At 50.9% G+C, this 15,974-nt stretch carries 24 protein-coding genes and 2 tRNA genes; 5 read left to right on the forward strand and 21 right to left on the reverse strand.

What is annotated here, in order from left to right; all coding sequences use genetic code 11:
- The 3 genes from LZ24_RS18010 to LZ24_RS12150 all read right to left on the reverse strand — a co-directional run.
- Positions 1-188 (reverse strand): NAD-dependent epimerase/dehydratase family protein (locus LZ24_RS18010; protein WP_342779297.1); only part of this gene is annotated, 188 nt, incomplete at its 3' end.
- Between the two features lie 345 nt (positions 189-533).
- The gene (locus LZ24_RS12145; protein ID WP_144685578.1) at positions 534-1,337 is read right to left on the reverse strand and encodes a SapC family protein; all 804 of its coding nucleotides are present in this window, start codon (positions 1,335-1,337) and stop codon (positions 534-536) included.
- A gap of 91 nt (positions 1,338-1,428) precedes the next feature.
- Positions 1,429-1,635, reverse strand: coding sequence for a DUF6447 family protein (locus LZ24_RS12150; protein ID WP_144685579.1), 207 nt, complete (start codon positions 1,633-1,635; stop codon positions 1,429-1,431).
- Positions 1,636-2,473: 838 nt separating this feature from the next.
- Here LZ24_RS12150 and LZ24_RS12155 point away from each other — a divergent pair.
- The gene (locus LZ24_RS12155; RefSeq protein ID WP_144685580.1) at positions 2,474-2,905 is read left to right on the forward strand and encodes a response regulator; all 432 of its coding nucleotides are present in this window, start codon (positions 2,474-2,476) and stop codon (positions 2,903-2,905) included.
- A gap of 64 nt (positions 2,906-2,969) precedes the next feature.
- On the opposite strand, the gene mutL is transcribed toward LZ24_RS12155, so the two are convergent.
- The 7 genes from mutL to LZ24_RS12190 all read right to left on the reverse strand — a co-directional run bounded on the left by mutL (position 2,970) and on the right by LZ24_RS12190 (position 10,181).
- Positions 2,970-4,997, reverse strand: a complete 2,028-nt coding sequence (mutL, locus tag LZ24_RS12160) for a DNA mismatch repair endonuclease MutL (protein WP_144685581.1) — start codon at positions 4,995-4,997, stop codon at positions 2,970-2,972.
- A 51-nt stretch (positions 4,998-5,048) separates the two neighbouring features.
- Positions 5,049-5,258 carry a hypothetical protein gene (locus LZ24_RS12165; protein ID WP_144685582.1) on the reverse strand — a complete coding sequence of 70 codons (210 nt, stop codon included), beginning with the start codon at positions 5,256-5,258 and terminating at the stop codon, positions 5,049-5,051.
- Positions 5,255-6,736 (reverse strand): Asp-tRNA(Asn)/Glu-tRNA(Gln) amidotransferase subunit GatA, encoded by a 1,482-nt coding sequence (gene gatA, locus LZ24_RS12170; RefSeq protein WP_144685583.1) that lies wholly within the window; start codon positions 6,734-6,736, stop codon positions 5,255-5,257. Before gatA ends, LZ24_RS12165 begins: the two co-directional genes overlap by 4 nt.
- Before the next feature lie 45 nt (positions 6,737-6,781).
- Positions 6,782-7,069 carry an Asp-tRNA(Asn)/Glu-tRNA(Gln) amidotransferase subunit GatC gene (gatC, locus tag LZ24_RS12175; RefSeq protein WP_144685584.1) on the reverse strand — a complete coding sequence of 96 codons (288 nt, stop codon included), beginning with the start codon at positions 7,067-7,069 and terminating at the stop codon, positions 6,782-6,784.
- Positions 7,070-7,121: 52 nt separating this feature from the next.
- On the reverse strand, positions 7,122-7,904 hold the full coding sequence (locus LZ24_RS12180) for an SPOR domain-containing protein (RefSeq protein ID WP_186443114.1): 783 nt from the start codon (positions 7,902-7,904) through the stop codon (positions 7,122-7,124).
- 24 nt (positions 7,905-7,928) lie between these two features.
- Entirely contained in the window at positions 7,929-9,581 is a 1,653-nt protein-coding gene (argS, locus tag LZ24_RS12185; protein WP_144685586.1) for an arginine--tRNA ligase, read from the reverse strand.
- A 120-nt stretch (positions 9,582-9,701) separates the two neighbouring features.
- Entirely contained in the window at positions 9,702-10,181 is a 480-nt protein-coding gene (locus LZ24_RS12190; protein ID WP_144685587.1) for a hypothetical protein, read from the reverse strand.
- 207 nt (positions 10,182-10,388) lie between these two features.
- On the opposite strand from LZ24_RS12190, the gene LZ24_RS12195 reads away from it, so the two are divergent.
- Together LZ24_RS12195 and LZ24_RS12200 are read left to right on the forward strand one after the other, a co-directional pair.
- Positions 10,389-10,476: transfer RNA gene (locus LZ24_RS12195), tRNA-Ser, on the forward strand.
- A gap of 11 nt (positions 10,477-10,487) precedes the next feature.
- Positions 10,488-10,579, forward strand: a tRNA-Ser gene (locus tag LZ24_RS12200).
- A gap of 199 nt (positions 10,580-10,778) precedes the next feature.
- On the opposite strand, the gene LZ24_RS12205 is transcribed toward LZ24_RS12200, so the two are convergent.
- The 11 genes from LZ24_RS12205 to LZ24_RS12245 form a co-directional block, all read right to left on the reverse strand.
- On the reverse strand, positions 10,779-10,973 hold the full coding sequence (locus LZ24_RS12205) for a helix-turn-helix transcriptional regulator (protein ID WP_144685588.1): 195 nt from the start codon (positions 10,971-10,973) through the stop codon (positions 10,779-10,781).
- On the reverse strand, positions 10,973-11,377 hold the full coding sequence (locus LZ24_RS12210) for a DUF4326 domain-containing protein (RefSeq protein WP_342779299.1): 405 nt from the start codon (positions 11,375-11,377) through the stop codon (positions 10,973-10,975). The genes LZ24_RS12205 and LZ24_RS12210 overlap by 1 nt, the downstream gene beginning before the upstream one ends.
- Before the next feature lie 105 nt (positions 11,378-11,482).
- A complete protein-coding gene (locus LZ24_RS12215) occupies positions 11,483-11,719 on the reverse strand; it encodes a hypothetical protein (protein ID WP_144685589.1) in 237 nt (78 codons plus the stop codon).
- A gap of 316 nt (positions 11,720-12,035) precedes the next feature.
- Entirely contained in the window at positions 12,036-12,518 is a 483-nt protein-coding gene (locus LZ24_RS12220; RefSeq protein WP_144685590.1) for a MerR family transcriptional regulator, read from the reverse strand.
- Between the two features lie 9 nt (positions 12,519-12,527).
- Positions 12,528-12,869, reverse strand: a complete 342-nt coding sequence (locus tag LZ24_RS12225; protein ID WP_144685591.1) for a DUF4258 domain-containing protein — start codon at positions 12,867-12,869, stop codon at positions 12,528-12,530.
- A gap of 162 nt (positions 12,870-13,031) precedes the next feature.
- A complete protein-coding gene (locus LZ24_RS12230) occupies positions 13,032-13,637 on the reverse strand; it encodes a hypothetical protein (RefSeq protein ID WP_144685592.1) in 606 nt (201 codons plus the stop codon).
- Positions 13,628-14,251, reverse strand: coding sequence for a phage/plasmid primase, P4 family (locus tag LZ24_RS12235; RefSeq protein WP_144685593.1), 624 nt, complete (start codon positions 14,249-14,251; stop codon positions 13,628-13,630). The genes LZ24_RS12230 and LZ24_RS12235 overlap by 10 nt, the downstream gene beginning before the upstream one ends.
- A 10-nt stretch (positions 14,252-14,261) precedes the next feature.
- Positions 14,262-14,402, reverse strand: a complete 141-nt coding sequence (locus LZ24_RS17260) for a hypothetical protein (protein ID WP_186443115.1) — start codon at positions 14,400-14,402, stop codon at positions 14,262-14,264.
- Complete coding sequence (locus tag LZ24_RS17265) at positions 14,399-14,551, reverse strand: hypothetical protein (RefSeq protein WP_186443116.1); 153 nt, start codon at positions 14,549-14,551, stop codon at positions 14,399-14,401. Before LZ24_RS17265 ends, LZ24_RS17260 begins: the two co-directional genes overlap by 4 nt.
- Positions 14,548-14,784, reverse strand: a complete 237-nt coding sequence (locus LZ24_RS12240; RefSeq protein WP_144685594.1) for a hypothetical protein — start codon at positions 14,782-14,784, stop codon at positions 14,548-14,550. Before LZ24_RS12240 ends, LZ24_RS17265 begins: the two co-directional genes overlap by 4 nt.
- The gene (locus tag LZ24_RS12245) at positions 14,781-14,999 is read right to left on the reverse strand and encodes a hypothetical protein (RefSeq protein WP_144685595.1); all 219 of its coding nucleotides are present in this window, start codon (positions 14,997-14,999) and stop codon (positions 14,781-14,783) included. Before LZ24_RS12245 ends, LZ24_RS12240 begins: the two co-directional genes overlap by 4 nt.
- A 309-nt stretch (positions 15,000-15,308) precedes the next feature.
- On the opposite strand from LZ24_RS12245, the gene LZ24_RS18080 reads away from it, so the two are divergent.
- A complete protein-coding gene (locus tag LZ24_RS18080) occupies positions 15,309-15,590 on the forward strand; it encodes a DUF2281 domain-containing protein (RefSeq protein WP_144685596.1) in 282 nt (93 codons plus the stop codon).
- On the forward strand, positions 15,553-15,969 hold the full coding sequence (locus LZ24_RS12255) for a type II toxin-antitoxin system VapC family toxin (RefSeq protein ID WP_222427627.1): 417 nt from the start codon (positions 15,553-15,555) through the stop codon (positions 15,967-15,969). Before LZ24_RS18080 ends, LZ24_RS12255 begins: the two co-directional genes overlap by 38 nt.
- The last annotated feature ends 5 nt before the right edge of the window (positions 15,970-15,974 follow it).

Consider the following 15,974-nt stretch of genomic DNA (forward strand, 5'->3'; position numbering starts at 1 on the left):
GCATAGGTGAGCTTATCCACATTGACAACGCTGTCAGGGGTGTTTTCGATAATATAACGGATCAGGGCAGAGCCAATAAACCCGGCACCACCTGTAACGAGAATCTTCATATCGTAAAAATACCGCCTCTTTTTAGAATCGAACCCATGAAGGGCCTTTTCATGATGCAAATGAAAAAGACTTTGCATCTTTTTCACCCCTCGTCAAGGAATAAATCGTCCTTCAGGGCAAAAAAATGCCCGTTTAAAAAAACGGGGCTTTCTGACCAACAAGGTTCAGCCGGGTTACTCAGCGAGAAGTATGGATCAAACACGCCATGAATGCCACCAACTACCCAAATCAACCCTGCTTCCTCCGGCATTACAAAAAAGGGGTGCCTCTTTTCTGCAATAGCTAATGGATGCTGTCATCTTTGGACAAAAGAATATCAAGGCCTTTGTCACTGGCGGCAAGGATGGCTTCGATCTTTTCAGGGGTAAGCCGGGTAATTTTGGCAAGATATTCAGTTTTCATATTGGACAAACGGAAATCTTTCAAAATTTCAAGGTATCGTCACTGCCCCCGAAAATCTCGTCCAGATTGATTTCCGGTACTTTTGTTGAAGCAACAATTTCTTTTCGGAGTTGATAAAGCTTAGTCAGACCAGCGAGACGATGCTGGGAAAAAAGCTGGGCATATACAAGGGAAAGGGCCCCCGTTTTGCTTAAAACTCCCACTTTTTCAGGTTCAAGGCCCTTCAGTGCCTGCTCATCAATTTTAAAAAGACCTTTAACAAACTGTGCCGCTTCTTCCTTTACGCCCTCATTCTGCACACGAATTTTCCATGGAGCAATCAACCCCATGCTGCTTATAAGGTTTACCGCTTCCTGGGTTTTGAACCGGTCTTCCTCGCATTGCTTTAAAAAAGAAAAAACATTTTTCAGGTCCTGAGTCATTTCTCCTTCGGGGGTAAAAAAAGAAACATCATCAGCCTCCGAATTCTCATGGAAAAGACCGCTTTGCGTATCTACACACAGTGCCTGCCGGTTGCTTCCCTCCACGGGCAGAAGCCTGAAAGGGTAGCCTCTGTAAACGGCAGGAATATATCCTCCAAGCCAGCGGCCATCCGGATGTATGAAAAGATTCAGGCCCGGTGTCAGCGACTGTAGCGCAACCATCTGATAAATTGACGGTTCTTCCTGAAAAATAAAACCCAGCGGCATGGTCGGAAGAAGATGGGGCAGCTCAATGGCCAGCACAGGGGCAACGGCATCCTCAGCTGCAAAGGTAAAAGTCTCCGCACGTTTCCAGCCTGCTCCCTGATGCAGAGAGCGCTGAAGGGCAATAAATCTTTGCATTTAAAACCTCTTTCTCTGACCCTTTATAAAAAAACCTTTACGCATTTGTGCAGTCAGCACAGGCGTAAAGGATAGAATTCATTTTAAATTATCAATCTGCCTTCAGTTCCTGCTGAAGAGCACTGGCATAGGAGGCCCTTGCAGTCTGGGCGATGGCAAGCTTCTGGTTGAGGCGGGCAATTTCCTGATCCGTTACCCTCAGGTTAATGATCTGATTTCGAGCTTTCTCGCTCAGCTCATTCAACTTGTAGCTTTTTCCGTCAATGGTAATGGTTTCAATACCTTCCTGATCAGACATTCAGCAGACTCCTTTTTATATACAAACATTAAAGACTCGCTCCGAAAAAACTCCCCGGAACACACAGTTTCTTAACGAACAAAACGAACGTAATACCAGCGGTTCTTAACAGCACCAGGCCCACTGGAGCCGCCATGGAAACAGCTAACGGTCCATCCCGTTTTCTCACGACGATCCGCTCTTAATTATTTATGGTTTTCAGCGTTTATGGTACCCAATTCTACGGATCGAAAAAGGCGCATAAGCAATCGCCTGCGATCTCTCCCGCTCAGGAGCAGACCACGACATTTTTACTATCAGAGTACAGGCTATTTTACAAGATGATCAGCCCCCCTCCAAATCTTCCATCAAATTCAGTTACACCTTCCTATGGGTAAAACAAGATCAGCCCTTTTACAGTTTTAAATAAAGAAAAAGGTTCAAAGTTTGAATTTTTTAAGTAAATAACAGGCAATACTATTCATTCCTGCGGCATATCTCCATGCAGGGGAAGGTCTTTTCAAAAATTCGAAAAAAGGCAAGAGAAGGGTAATGGGGGATCCGCCAAAAGCTTCTTCTTGTCTTTAGCATGCCCTGCTGATAGAATTTAATCCTGTCGTATCAAAAGCTGAAGAACAGGAACTATTTTTTCACAAAAGCACATGGACTCTTCTGATACCTGCTACCGGCATCATCGGGGAAAAAAGGGGACGCTCTTCCAGGAAATCACAGATCAGAAAGAAAATTCCATACAGCAACAGTATATAAACCAGATGGATAAACCGAATCTGAACCAAAGGACTTAGATTCTGAAAAAAGATCAAAAAAAGAATCTGAATTCTTTTTCTCAGGAGCGCCCATGACCCAAAAAAAATGGCAGGCCCCCTTGAACAAGATTGATGCGGATATCAATATTCTTGTTGCCGATGATGAGCAGATCATGCGCCAGATCCTTGGTAACATACTGAAAACCCTTGGCCTGACAAAAATAAGCTATGCCAGCGATGGCGGAGCAGCCTGGCTGAGACTTCAGATAAAACCCGCCATTGACCTGATCCTTCTCGACTGGAATATGCCAAAAATGACCGGCCCCGAACTCCTCAGTATGATGCGCAAAAGTGAAGACTATAAAAACATCCCAGTACTGATGATAACGGCAGAAGGCACCCGGGAACACATCCTTAAAGCCATGGAAATTGGTGCCACAAACTATGTGGTCAAACCCTTTACACCTGCTGTCATTGAAAAAAAAATCAGACAAATTTTACAGGAAACAGAAGAATCTGGTTAAAATTTCCTGCCTTTTTTGCAGCAGAACCATGCTAAAGACGCCTGGGCTCTCCGGTGTCCGTTTTTTATCCCACCCTGCCAAAACTTTTTTCCAGAAAACGTTTTTCCCACTGAATCCAGATGGGTCTGCCATGGGGGCACCGGGAAGGCTGGGCGCAGGCGTCCAGCTCATGGAAAAGATGCCGGATCTCTTCGGGCTTCAAAGCCTGATTGGCCCGGATGGCCGAGTGACAGGCCATAAGAATCAGACACTCATCCAATGCCTCCGCAAGGCTTTCTGTATGCCCCGCCGCCACGATCTCTGCAACCATATCCGCAAAAACCTGCCCCAGATCCCCGTGGGAAAGAAGATCGGGAACGGCCTTAATCACAAAGGAGTTGCCACCAAAGGGCTCCACATATAGCCCCAGAGCCTCCATTAACGGCATAAGCCCCCTGGCCAGATCCGTTTCACGGAAACCAAGCTCCACCACCTGAGGAATCAGAAGCTGCTGGGAAAGGCCTTTGCCCTTTTCATGCCGCCGCCTCAAGGCCTCGTAACGCACCCGTTCATGGGCCGCATGCTGATCCACCAGCACCAGCCCCGCTTCGGACTCACAGAGAATATAGGTATTATGGAGCTGACCAATGATCTTCAGTTCCGAATAAAATGCTTTTTTCTCCCAAAGTATTCCCTGGGGGTCCGGTACAGGAAAAACACCGGACCTGTCCCCCTGACCGGAAAAAAGGGGCCTTTCCTGCCGGATCTCTCCTGCCCATCCCCTTTGTTCTCCATTTCCGGAGACCATGGCTTCCGGAGAAAAAGCATGCCCCGGATCTCCGGATGCTGCAGGCTCCCCCACCACTTCACCGGACAAAGGCTCTGCCTCTGCAGAAAAAGAAGATACAGACCCTGCCCCATCCTTAATATCATCTCCTGAAACAGAGAGACCTTCTGCCTCCCCCGGCCCCTCAGTGGGAAATACATTTCCTGATACATTCTCTCCGGAAAATGGGCCGAGACCTTGACCATGCCTTGAAGAAACAGCGCCGTGGGTGGCAACAATATTCCTGACTTTTTCCAGACTCTCCCTGCGGGAGACTGAAGAAACCTGCCATTTCCGGCTGTCCTCCCCCCTCAGTGCCAAAGCCACACCGTCGCGCACGGCAGCCCATACCGCCCTGCCGTCGGCAAACCTCACCTCATGCTTGGTGGGATGCACATTCACGTCCACCCGGTCGGGATCCACATCAAGAAATAAAATGGCCACAGGATAACGGCCCGTCATCATCCGACCCTTATATCCCTCAAAAAGTGCCTTATAAACCGACCGGTCCCGGACATAGCGGCCATTGACGTAGAGGTAAATCCGCTGGGTGGTACTCCGGGATATATCCGGAGATGCCACCCAGCCCCTTACCCGGATTCCCGCCCCCCCATGATCCACGGGAAAAAGATGGTTTTCCACTTCCTTTCCCAGCACATCCACGGCCCGGACAAAGGCATCGCCCCCGGCAAGATGCCTCAGCACACGACCATTGTGAAGAAGCCGGAACTGTACATCGGGAAAACCCAGAGAAACGGAAAGCAGGGTATCGGCAATGTGACCCATCTCCGTATTTTCCGTTTTCAGAAATTTTCTGCGGGCAGGAACATTGAAAAAAAGATTTTTTACGGAAATCACCGTGCCCGGAGCCGCACCCGTTTCCGCCACATCCAGAATCCGGCCGCCTTCCACCACGATGCGCACACCGGCAGGGGCGTCCTGTACACGGCTGACCAGCTCAAAGCGGGAAACGGAAGCCATGCTGGGAAGTGCTTCACCCCGAAAACCCAAGGTCCGGATGGAAAAAAGATCCGCATCGCTCAAAAGCTTGCTTGTGGCATAACGCTCCAGAGACAAAAGGGCATCGTCTGATCCCATGCCGTGGCCGTTATCGGACACCCGGATACCCGCAAGACCACCCTTTTCGATGGCCACCTCAATGCTGGTACTTCCCGCATCCAGACTGTTTTCCACAAGCTCCTTCACAACGGAAGCCGGACGTTCCACCACCTCGCCTGCGGCAATTTTATTGGAAAGAATATCCGGCAAGATACGGATCTTAGACATACCATCTCCATAAAAAAAAGGAAGACCAAAAGGGCCTTCCTTCCATTGGCTTCAGATATCTGAAGAGACGGGTTCTGCCCCTTCGCCCCCTGCCTTATGTACCAGACGCAGCAAAAAATCCGCCTCTAAAGGAGAAAGATCAAATCGCTGTGCCGCCATCATGGCAAGTTTGGTGACAGGCTCTCTGCTTTGGCCACCCTGCTCTCCGGCAATCCATTCACAGGCCCGCCTGATGGCAGGACTTGCTGCCACCGCTGTCAAGATTTTTCCCCGGCTGCGGGATCTGCAAGCCCCCTGTCCCATGCCGCTTCCTTTTCATAGGCATAGGCCGCCTTTAAGAGGGTGGCTTCATCAAAGGGTTTTCCCAGAAGCTGCAATCCCATGGGAAGTCCTTTTGCAGAAAACCCGCAGGGAACAGACATGCCGGGAATGCCTGCAAGGTTTGCTGAGATCGTAAAAATATCAGCAAGGTACATGGTCAGAGGATCATCCGCCACTTCCCCAAGCGCAAAGGCCGGCGCCGGTGTTACAGGGGCAGCAATCAGATCACACCCTGCAAAAGCATCCGTAAAATCCTTTGCAATGAGGGCACGCACCTTAAGGGCCTTGTTGTAATAGGCGTCATAATATCCCGAAGACAGGGCATAGGTGCCGACAAGGATGCGGCGTCTGACCTCCTCGCCAAAACCTTCGGAACGGGATTTTTCGTAAAGTTCCAGAAGACTGGCCGCTTCTGGAGTCCGGTAGCCATAGCGGATACCATCAAAGCGGGCCAGATTGGTGCTGGCCTCACTGGAAGCCACCACATAATAGGCCGCCACAGCATAGGCCATGTGGGGAAGGCGAACCTCCACGGTTTTTGCTCCGGAGGCTTCCAGCACACGCACCGCTTCCCCGATGGCCGAACGGATTTCCGGATGCACGCCTTCGGCACCATGGTACTCCACGGGAAGACCGATGGTAAGCCCCTTAAGATCCTTTGACAGAAGGGAGTAGTAATCCGGCACCGGCACATTGACCGAGGTGCTGTCTTTAGGGTCGTGGCCCGCAATAGCCTGAAGGAGAATGGCACAGTCTTCAACACTCCTTGCCATGGGCCCCACCTGATCCAGCGAAGAGGCAAAGGCCACCACCCCATAGCGGGATACCCGGCCATAGCTTGGTTTCAGCCCCACAACACCGCAATGGGCTGCGGGCTGTCGGATGGAGCCGCCCGTATCCGTTCCCAGAGAGCCCAAGCAAAGTCCGGCGGCCACGGCAGCAGCACTGCCACCGGATGAACCACCGGGAATATGGGACAGGTTCCATGGATTTTTTACCGGCCCGAACCAGGAAGTCTCGCTGGAAGAGCCCATGGCAAATTCATCCAGATTGAGCTTCCCCGTAATCACGGCACCTGCGTCTTTAAGCTTTTCCGCAACGGTGCCGCTATAGGGCGGATCAAAATTTTCCAGCATACGGGACGCACAGGTCGTGCGTATGCCCCTGGTCAGGATCAGATCCTTAAGGCCCAGAGGAATCCCCGTCAAAGCCCCGGCTTCGCCTTTACGGATTTTTTCATCGGCAAGACGCGCATCTGCCATGGCCGATTCTTCTGCCACTGTAATGTAGCTGTTGATCAGGGGATCTTTTTCTGAAATGGCTTGCAGGGTCTGCCGGGTCAGTTCTTCCGCTGTAAAATCTCCGGCATCCAGATGCTTTCGTGCTTCGTGTATATGAAGGCCCTTGGTGAGGCTCATAGTTTCCTCCTTCGGAATGGGCGCTTCCTTTAGCACCCGATGGAATCAGCCTACAATTTTCGGAACCAGAAAATGGCCGTCTTCTTTTTCCTCTGTGCCAGACAGGCCAATATCCACACCCAGATGTTCCCCAACGGTATCTTCCCGCATGGCATTGACCAGATGAACGGCATGGGACATGGGAGCCACCCCTTCCGTATCCACTTCCTTCAGGGTATCCACATAGGCCAGAATGGTCCCAAGCTGGGTGGCCATACGTTCCACATCCCCTTCATCCATATGCAGACGGGCAAGGCCTGCCACATGCATTATTTCTTCCTTTGAAATTTTCATCCGGATTCTTCCCCCAAAAAGCATAATTTGATCACATGGTCTGCAAAAGACCTCAGTCCATACGAAGCACAAAGGCATTCATCCGATCCGCCTCCAGACGGGCCAGAACAGGTCTTGCCGCATCCCGGCTGACAAAACGGCCCACACGAACCCGGTACCAGACGCCCCCGCCCTGATCTGTTCCCGAAACAACATAGGCATCATAGTTCTGCGCCAGAAGCTGCTGCACCATGCGGGCCGCATCCTCGGGGTTTTTCATGGCTGCTACCTGAATGGTATAGCTTTCTTTGCCAGATACCAGCGAAGAGGAAGGAGCTGCGGGTGTCCTTGCCTGCTGTCTGGATACAGCAGGCAGCGTTTTTTCTTCGGGCTTCTGTGCTGCCGCCGCTGCTCTCTCACTGCGGGACTCCGCCCTCCTGACTTCCCCTTGTCCAGACGGACCTTCTTCAGAGTTCCCCCTTGCCTGAAAAGAAGGAGACTCTGACGCCATCAGGGGGGCAGGGGGCATAGGCTCCTTTTCTCCATCAAAGCGGGGCATCTTAACGGGCAGATCTTCCAGCTGCAGCACTTCCGTATGCTTCAGGGACTCAAAAAAAGTCAGCTCCGGTACATAGGACAAAGCCTGGGGTTTTTCCCTTTCAAAAAAGCTCTGCAAACGGGCTTCCATATCCGGAATATCAAAGGTGACCGGAGAGGTCCCCCTACCCACCAGAATACCGAGAACAAACATGCATACGGAAACAAAAAGCACAAAAAGCATCCACTCCCGGTTTTTACTGTTTTGCAAAGGATGGGAACCTTCTTTTTTCTCTCCGTTCTGAAAATTCCGGGACATGCCTTCTGCTCCTCTACCCATCTACTACATTTCTTCAGGCGCAGAAATACCCAGAAGAACAAGGCCATTGCGGATGACCTGCTGCACAGACCGGATCAGTACCAGCCTTGCCGAAGACATGGCAGCATCCTCGCCGAGAACCTTGTGGCGGTTGTAATAGGTGTGGAATGCCGATGCCAGTTCCATGAGATAAAAAGGAACCCTGTGGGGCTCCAGATTGGCACCGCTTAAGGCAATGGTTTCCGGAAAACGTGCCAGATGCTTCATCAGGGCAATTTCTTCGGGTTCCTGTAGCAAAAAGAGCTGATTCATATCTTCATGGATCTTCTCCTCAGCCGCCTTGCGGAGAATACTGGCAATGCGGGCATGCACATACTGCACATAAAAAACGGGATTATCATTGCTTTTTTTCTTTGCCAGCTCCAGATCAAAATCCAGGGATGTCTCATAGCTGCGCATCAGAAAAAAGAAGCGGGCCGCATCCTTTCCGACCTCATCCACCACAGCCTTCAGGGTTTCAAACTCACCGGAGCGTGTGCTCATGGCCACAGGCTGACCATTGCGGAGAAGGGCCACAAGCTGAACCAGTATCACCTGAAAACGCTCAGGATCCGTACCCGTTGCCCCCACAGCCGCCTTGATGCGCTTAATATAGCCGTGATGATCCGCCCCCCAGACATCAATCACCCGGTCAAAGCCCCTCTCAAACTTGTTTTTATGATAGGCAATGTCCGATGCAAAATAGGTGGTGATGCCATTGTTACGAACCACCACCCTGTCCTTTTCATCCTGCCAGTCCGTGGTCTTAAACCATTTGGCCCCATCCATTTCATACACAACCCCTGAAGCTTCCAGTTCCTTCAGTACGGCATCCACGGTGCCGGAATCATAGAGGCTCTGTTCACTGAACCACTGGTCATGCACCACACCAAAGGCTTCAAGGTCTTCCCGGATACCGGCAAGAATACTGTCTGCGGCAAAGCGGGCACAGAGGGCAACCCCCTTTTCATCGTCTGCTCCGGCCAGTTCAGGAAAACGATCCTTTGCCTCAAGGGCCAGCTCCCTGATATAATCCCCCTGATAGCAGTCCTCAGGAAATTCCAGAGACTCACCCCGAATCTGTTTCAGGCGCAGCCATACGGAGTTCCCAAGGGTACGGATCTGCCTGCCGGAATCATTGATATAGTATTCTTTTTCAACCGCATAGCCGCAGGCGGAAAGAATGGCGGCCATGGCATCACCCACCACAGCCCCCCGTCCATGGCCCACATGCAAAGGACCAGTGGGATTGGCACTGACAAACTCCACCTGCACCCTGCGGCCTTTGCCCTCATCCACCCGGCCAAAGGTGTTACCGGCTTCAAGTACCCTTTGAACAACGGGAAGCCATGCAGAAGGTTTCAGGTAGAAATTAATGAATCCCGGACCCGCTATTTCCTTTTTTTCAAGGATTCCGGACGTATCCTCCATATGAAACAGGAGAATTTCCGCAATTTTACGGGGGGGCATCTTCTGGGTTTTAGCCCCGACCATGGCAATGTTGGCAGAAAAATCTCCATGGGCCTCCGCTCTCGGAACTTCAATATCAAAGGCCGGAAACTCACGGGACAGAAGACTGCCTGCACCAAAGGCCCGGTCAATGGCCTTTTCAATCATGGATCTTAAATGATCTTTCATAGACTAATGACTTTCAAAAAAATTCAACCGCGGTTTTCAGGGCCGACAAAGCGGGATGCCGGAGCCCCTTAAAAATCAGGACATCCGGCACCGCCCGATGCAAGCAGAAAATACCCGACATCAAATGTCTATATCCACACCACCATCATCATCGGCAAGCTTGATGCTGCCTTTCTTATCCTTTTCATCCAGACCGTCCAGCCCATCTTCCGTATAGGCATCTTCTTCGATTTCCTCTTCCAGAAGATCATCAATGAGATCTGCAGAATCCTCATCACTTTCATAAGTGGCGGCTACATCCTGCTCACGGGAAATGAAATCCATGTCGTCAAACAGAAGCTCCCTGCGGTCCTCTCCTTCTTTAAAAAGGGCGATCACAGCATCTGCAATGGGCTCTGCAAAACCCGCAGGCGGATACATGTTGTGGGTCCGCAATGCATTCACCAGAAATTCTTTCCCGGCTTCCATGGCAGCTTCCACGGTTTCTGATGTAAAATTTTCTTCACAGAGCAGAGAAAAAATACCCGTTTCCAGCTCGGCGTATTCCTTGACGATCAGGGAATTGTCTGCATCCCTGGATAAAATATACTTCTGCTTCATCGAAATCTCCTTCAGGCCCGACTCTTTCGGATCCGTTGTGGGAAGGCAAAATAAAACTTTAACATTATAAACGCTCACTCCCGTCTGTCAACAAAGGCCTTAACAAATCATTTTTCTGGCCCATCATGACGTGCATATCGATTCTTTTCTGTGTAAAAAAGTCATTGACCAGAACGAGCCTTAATGCTATCTGTTCTAGCCGTTGCTGGAGGAGTGGCCGAGTGGTTGAAGGCGGCGGTCTTGAAAACCGTTGGGTGTCACAGCCCCGTGGGTTCGAATCCTACCTCCTCCGCCACGAAGTTATACGGAGAGATGGCCGAGTCGGCTGAAGGCGCACGCCTGCTAAGCGTGTATGCGTCAAAAGCGCATCGAGGGTTCGAATCCCTCTCTCTCCGCCATTTTTAGATTTTTTTATATTTAATTTCAACACCTTAAGAGCAAACCAGAGAGATCGTCCATAGGGCCATCCATAGGCAAGCCGTATTATAGAAAAACTCAGACAAAAAAAGAAAAACGATAAAGAAGCCGGAAAATTTCGGCTTCTTTTTTTTTATGGAAAAAACAAATGGGAAAGGTAAAAACCCTTCCCCTTTGTTTTTAGGCGGAAACATTTTTGATGGATTCCTTAAAACCTTCAATGTCCTCGGCACACCACCCTATAAGCTTGCCGTCCTGACCAAATCTTCTCGGCTTCGGGAAAATCCCATTCTTGCACCATCGCCAGATAGTGCTTCTGGCTACACAAAATTCGGCCATCACATCCCTCACTCGGTAGAATTTTTTCTCTTCCATCACAGGTCCATCCTTTCCATCAAAGAGATACCCCTTTTCCCTGCTTCCTCTTTATAATGACTGCTGGCCTGACCATTCGCCAGCTCAAGCAACACATCTGCATGACATGGCGAGCCTTCCTTGCAGTAGCACGCCAGGTTCTTCCCGCGCAGTTCGTGCAGGCTTTCCAGGATACGCTGCTTCCGTTCAGGCATGTCAGCCGTACAGCCCTCAACGGCCAGCCAAATCCGGAAAGCAGACACGGCCTGGGCATGGCTGCGGTCTTCTGTCACCTTAAAGGGATTACCGAATTTTCCGGGACGGCAGACACTCACTGTATTTGGCGGCATTCTCCATCCTTTTGATCTCTGCCGCTGGATACGGCGAGGCGCATCCATCCCAAAGTTCCCATTGTTCCATCCCATCTCACACTTCAAACCTCACTCCTTTCATTTTCCTTGAGATAAAAGCTTCTGATAAAGCCCCCTTTTATAAAGCCGAAGCCCTGCTGCCTGCGGAATTCCGCACCATCATGGATGATATTGTGTGTGGGGAATATCCGCAGCTCCCCGATATGGAGCGGGTGTACTACCCACGAAAGCAGGATCGATAGATCCCATGCAGACGGCCTCTATGCGTCCATAGTAATTAATGCCGCAGTGAACGCAGGTGACGGGGGAGGCATCCCCCCGGAGCATGGCATGGATGAACAGGGGATCGATGGTGGTACTTTTGGTTTTCTGGTGACAGTGTGGACATTCAAACATGGGGCCTCCTTAAAATTGCTGCTGACGGGTGTTTTTAAAGGGGGAAACGCCTTTTCTCTGGATACGCCCTGACATCACCATTCCCCAAACAAAGACATTTGATTTTCATGTTCCGGCTGTGGCAGGCCTGAACAAAACAGCCGCTTTGCCTTTGACGCCGGGAGCAGTTCAATTTCTGCGCCCTCCCTAGACCATGCTTTCAGGCTGTCAGCGAGGTCTGCCGCACAGTCTGGGGCTGCGGAGCAGATGGCGTATGCTCTCCCGTTTTTGGAGGCAACATAGGCCATTTTCATATTTCCATCCCTCTTTCCTGTTTTCACACCTCCCCCCTTTCATCTCCCTTGAGATAACAGCCTCTGCAAAGCATTCTCAGCCCCGGTGCCACGGGCTGCCTGCCGCAGCAGGCGCATTTTTTTTGGCCCCGATGCAGGATCTTTGCCCTTTCTCTGGCCTTGCCCTGTCTTTGCTGGATTTCCAGCAGCTCCTGTCTGGAAAAAAGCCTGCGGCCCCCGAATGTAATGCAGCTCCGGATTTCATTTCTGACGGCCTTTTTATTGATGGTGGTGGGCTGCCAGCCCGTAAGGCGCATGGCTTCCCGCATGTCCGCCGCATCTTCATCCGGAATCGGCGGCTTGGCGGATCGCCGCAGAAACCGGGGCAGCTTGCGGACCTCATCCGCCGACACAAGGCGCTCGCCGCCGGGACTTTTTTCCGAAGAAAGCCTGCCGCTGCGTATCCATGAGTGCAGGGTGGGAACCGGGATATCCAGCTCCCTTGAAACAATTCTGAGAGGTTGCATGGCTCCTCCTCAGGCTGCGGACCACAGGCAGTGAATGTGGCCGGATTTGAGTTTGCGTTTTAAATTGGGGTCCCGAAGACCGCTTTTTCTGGCAATGCCCTTGGTTCTGGCCATGGCCAGGGGGCGCCTGGGCTTTGCTGAATGCTTTGTCCGCAAGCGGTAAAAGGTGATGATGTGCAGGGTATCCCGGCTGCGGCTGGATATGACGCAGAAATCTTCCAAGCGATGCAGCATGCGGCCATCACGGTTGGGCATGGCCACCCCCGCAGACAGCACGGCCAGCAGATGGGTCAGGCCGAGGTTGCGTTCCCGCATCCGGCGTTCGGCGTGTTCGGTGAGGGAGACGTGCATGGGACCTCCTTCAGGCTTGGTTTTTTTATGAAGCTGTGTTTTTATTCTTGCAATAAATGATAACCATCACAACAAAGGTGCCTGTCATGTACTGGAGCTACAAAACCCCCATTGGTATTTTCTGTATCAAACCGGACAGAGGCGGTTTTTCTCTGTGGTTGGTCAGCAACAATCTGGGCTTCTACCATCGGCCTGAGCTGGCTGCAGATGATGTGTTCTGTCATTCAACGGGTTATCCGGGATGGGACAGCCAGAAGAGATTATCCGTCCCAGGGGATTTATCTTTCTGGGATTTCCATCCATAAGCCCCCATACTTCAGGGGCACAAACTTTCAGACAGTCCAGAAAAAACGATTCTTCCATGAAGATCATCCCGGATCTCTCAAGGAAAGAAACCACCTCTGCGCCCACAATAACGCAAGCATGGCGGAACGTTTTATACAGCATGGCTTCAGTGGGATCGTCCGGGATAAACATACGATCCGGATCCAAAGGTACGCAAAAATTTTCCGGGTTTGGCTCTGCCATGGGAGCCCGGTATCTGCCGCGGGGTTTTTCCCGATCCGGAGGCCAGACCCCGGCGCTGTACTGGTGAATCATGGGGCCAAACACCTCTTCCGGAACAATGAAAATTCCGTTTTCTTCCAAAAGGAGAAATGCAGGCAGGCCCATCCTACAGATGGCGTAATGACTGTAGCGTTGCAATCTGCCGAGGACGGGGTTTTCAGAAAAAACCAGAATCTCGGGGTTGTAGTCGATTACGGACATATTGCCTCCACCCACGCCCGGATTGCCGGGAGCTCTTCCTGCAAAGTGTTTTTGAGGTTCGGATCTCTCTGATTTCCGGTGAAAACACGCCGAAACGGCACGACCAGCATCCGTCTGCGACAGCCTTCTCCGAGCCTTTCAAAATCCGGCTCCGTGTTGTGGTGAAAAACCAGACTGCATGTCGGCCTGAACTCAAAGGGCTTCTGAAATTTGAAGGTTCCGAAAAGGGTATCCCCGCTGACGATGGACTTAAAACAGGAGACGCAGTCAAGGGGCAGACCGCTTAAGCTGATGACCAGCTTTTTGCCCCGGATGCGGGCGCGTTCAAACGGGCTGTTGATGTACTGAAAGTCTATACATACGGTGTTTTCGTCTCCGGTCAGCCCCACCAGCACAGAAAGCAGAGTGCTTTTGCCGCTGCATACGTCACCATGGAGGTACAGGGCTTTTTCATTGGGACCATCCCCCAGACATGCGGCCATCCATTCCCGCAGGGCGTGAATGCTTGCAGCATCCTGCATGCTCTCTTCGAGGAATTGCAGCCATCTGGGGCATCCGGATTCGGGATGAAAAGGGGTTGTCCGGGGTGTAGCATGGGCAGCTTGTGTCATCATGGAAGTCTCCTTATTTCTGATGGGTTTTACGGAAAACCTGTTCCCGGACCAGACTGCGTTCCCTTGCCTCCCGTCTGGCCCTCTCCTTTTCCAGTGCCTCTCCGCAGGCTTCGTAGACCTGAGAGATCATCTCCAGCGCATCTGTTTTCATGATTCCTCCGTAGTCAGCGGGAGTTTTAGCAATAGAGAATCAATTTCCTCTGGGGAGAGGAAGTCGGAGACGGCTTTCTCAAATTTCGTCCAGTTTTCGGCCAGAAAAAGATCCAGGGCTATTACCTCACGCTGTGTCAACTCAATCATGATGCCTCCTGCATGCTCAGGCTTCCGTTATCCAAAAGGGCCGACATCTGGTGCGCCCTCCCCATATTCCAGCCAAATTCATAGGTGATGTTCAGGATGTCGAGAAGATACCAGAGCTGTTTGTCCGATACTTTTTCAGTCATAAATATCAGGGCACGGCCATCCGGTCCCATCAGGGCTGCGGTGGAAGAGGTTCTTTCAATTCTGCATTGTTTGGGGTCTGCGTAGATCATCCGGCACCTCCTGTGATGGTGTGGATATCTGTGCTGGCGGGTGGGAAGATCCAGCGGCTGCTTTTATCCGGCATCCGAGCGACTTCCGCCGTGGGGGGCATGGACCGGAGAAAGTCTCCGGTGGTGCGGTGACGGCGTTTCAGGCTGGCCATTACAGCCATTACTTCCCGCCGCCGTCCCTTCATTGAAAAGCCGTTGACTTGATTTGGGGTCATGGGTATTCTCCCTTTATTGTGGTTTTGCATCAGCCCTTGTACGGTGGCCGCCGTGCAGGGGCTTTGTCTTTTTCTGAGCCTCTCTGAGGTTCATTTCGTGCGCACACGCGCCTTTAAAGCAACCTTCTTCTCTTTTAATGCTATTGTCAAGAAGAAATAACATTTAATGCTTTATTTTTTGCACAAGCTTCCACAAAGAAACCCGGCCCTACACCAAATAATTATTTTTAGGCTTCCAAAACATCCTTACAGCGTGATATGCTTTAAATCCAAGCAGGCCTTTAAAATCCTTAAGAATAAGGGGGAGACATGAAAAATTCAGTGCTGATTCGTGAATTTGTATCCCTGCCGCCAGAAGCACAAAAACAAGTGATGGATTTTGTTGCTTTCCTTAAAACCCGGTACCCGGAAAAACAGGAAAAAAAGCAAAAAAAATCCCACTCTCTGGAAAAAGAGCCGTTTATAGGAATGTGGCAGGACAGGGAGGATATGAAGGACAGCTCTGAGTGGGTCCGAAACATGAGACAAAAAGAATGGAGCGGAAATGGGCTTGATGAAAAGAACAGTCCTGGATACGGACATTCTCATTGATGCCGCAAAGGGGATAGATACTGCGGTGCAATGCCTTTTTTCTCTTGAGAAAAGCACAGGCGTTGCCATCAGCATTATTACATATATGGAACTGGTAGTAGGGTGCAGAAATAAAACAGAGTTGCGGAGCTTAGATCTTTTTATGAAAAAATTCAAAGTTCTGCCATTGGATAACCCCGCTTGCGACACAGCCCTGAATCTTCTGAAGCAATATCGCCTTAGCCATGGACTTATGATTCCAGACGCCCTGATCGGGGCCACAGCCCTGGCTGCGAACCTCCCTTTTATTTCAAAAAACCAGAAAGATTTTCGTTTTATTCCGGGACTGGACCTTCTCCCATACCCCGACCCCAAAAAAGAAGAGGAAATCAGAACCTGATTTCC

It is taken from the genome of Desulfobotulus alkaliphilus, assembly GCF_007830435.1.
GTDB classification, from domain to species: Bacteria; Desulfobacterota; Desulfobacteria; order Desulfobacterales; family ASO4-4; genus Desulfobotulus; species Desulfobotulus alkaliphilus.

What these genes read in the sequence shown, in the direction of transcription:
- LZ24_RS12145 (WP_144685578.1), bottom strand. Translation starts at nt 1,337, where the DNA reads ATGCAAAGATTTATTGCCCTTCAGCGCTCTCTGCATCAGGGAGCAGGC.
- LZ24_RS12150 (WP_144685579.1), bottom strand. Translation starts at nt 1,635, where the DNA reads ATGTCTGATCAGGAAGGTATTGAAACCATTACCATTGACGGAAAAAGC.
- LZ24_RS12155 (WP_144685580.1), top strand. Translation starts at nt 2,474, where the DNA reads ATGACCCAAAAAAAATGGCAGGCCCCCTTGAACAAGATTGATGCGGAT.
- mutL (WP_144685581.1), bottom strand. Translation starts at nt 4,997, where the DNA reads ATGTCTAAGATCCGTATCTTGCCGGATATTCTTTCCAATAAAATTGCC.
- gatA (WP_144685583.1), bottom strand. Translation starts at nt 6,736, where the DNA reads ATGAGCCTCACCAAGGGCCTTCATATACACGAAGCACGAAAGCATCTG.
- gatC (WP_144685584.1), bottom strand. Translation starts at nt 7,069, where the DNA reads ATGAAAATTTCAAAGGAAGAAATAATGCATGTGGCAGGCCTTGCCCGT.
- LZ24_RS12180 (WP_186443114.1), bottom strand. Translation starts at nt 7,904, where the DNA reads ATGTCCCGGAATTTTCAGAACGGAGAGAAAAAAGAAGGTTCCCATCCT.
- argS (WP_144685586.1), bottom strand. Translation starts at nt 9,581, where the DNA reads ATGAAAGATCATTTAAGATCCATGATTGAAAAGGCCATTGACCGGGCC.
- LZ24_RS12190 (WP_144685587.1), bottom strand. Translation starts at nt 10,181, where the DNA reads ATGAAGCAGAAGTATATTTTATCCAGGGATGCAGACAATTCCCTGATC.
- LZ24_RS12205 (WP_144685588.1), bottom strand. Translation starts at nt 10,973, where the DNA reads ATGGAAGAGAAAAAATTCTACCGAGTGAGGGATGTGATGGCCGAATTT.
- LZ24_RS12210 (WP_342779299.1), bottom strand. Translation starts at nt 11,377, where the DNA reads ATGGGATGGAACAATGGGAACTTTGGGATGGATGCGCCTCGCCGTATC.
- LZ24_RS12215 (WP_144685589.1), bottom strand. Translation starts at nt 11,719, where the DNA reads ATGTTTGAATGTCCACACTGTCACCAGAAAACCAAAAGTACCACCATC.
- LZ24_RS12220 (WP_144685590.1), bottom strand. Translation starts at nt 12,518, where the DNA reads ATGCAACCTCTCAGAATTGTTTCAAGGGAGCTGGATATCCCGGTTCCC.
- LZ24_RS12225 (WP_144685591.1), bottom strand. Translation starts at nt 12,869, where the DNA reads ATGCACGTCTCCCTCACCGAACACGCCGAACGCCGGATGCGGGAACGC.
- LZ24_RS12230 (WP_144685592.1), bottom strand. Translation starts at nt 13,637, where the DNA reads ATGTCCGTAATCGACTACAACCCCGAGATTCTGGTTTTTTCTGAAAAC.
- LZ24_RS12235 (WP_144685593.1), bottom strand. Translation starts at nt 14,251, where the DNA reads ATGATGACACAAGCTGCCCATGCTACACCCCGGACAACCCCTTTTCAT.
- LZ24_RS17260 (WP_186443115.1), bottom strand. Translation starts at nt 14,402, where the DNA reads ATGAAAACAGATGCGCTGGAGATGATCTCTCAGGTCTACGAAGCCTGC.
- LZ24_RS17265 (WP_186443116.1), bottom strand. Translation starts at nt 14,551, where the DNA reads ATGATTGAGTTGACACAGCGTGAGGTAATAGCCCTGGATCTTTTTCTG.
- LZ24_RS12240 (WP_144685594.1), bottom strand. Translation starts at nt 14,784, where the DNA reads ATGATCTACGCAGACCCCAAACAATGCAGAATTGAAAGAACCTCTTCC.
- LZ24_RS12245 (WP_144685595.1), bottom strand. Translation starts at nt 14,999, where the DNA reads ATGACCCCAAATCAAGTCAACGGCTTTTCAATGAAGGGACGGCGGCGG.
- LZ24_RS18080 (WP_144685596.1), top strand. Translation starts at nt 15,309, where the DNA reads ATGAAAAATTCAGTGCTGATTCGTGAATTTGTATCCCTGCCGCCAGAA.
- LZ24_RS12255 (WP_222427627.1), top strand. Translation starts at nt 15,553, where the DNA reads ATGAAAAGAACAGTCCTGGATACGGACATTCTCATTGATGCCGCAAAG.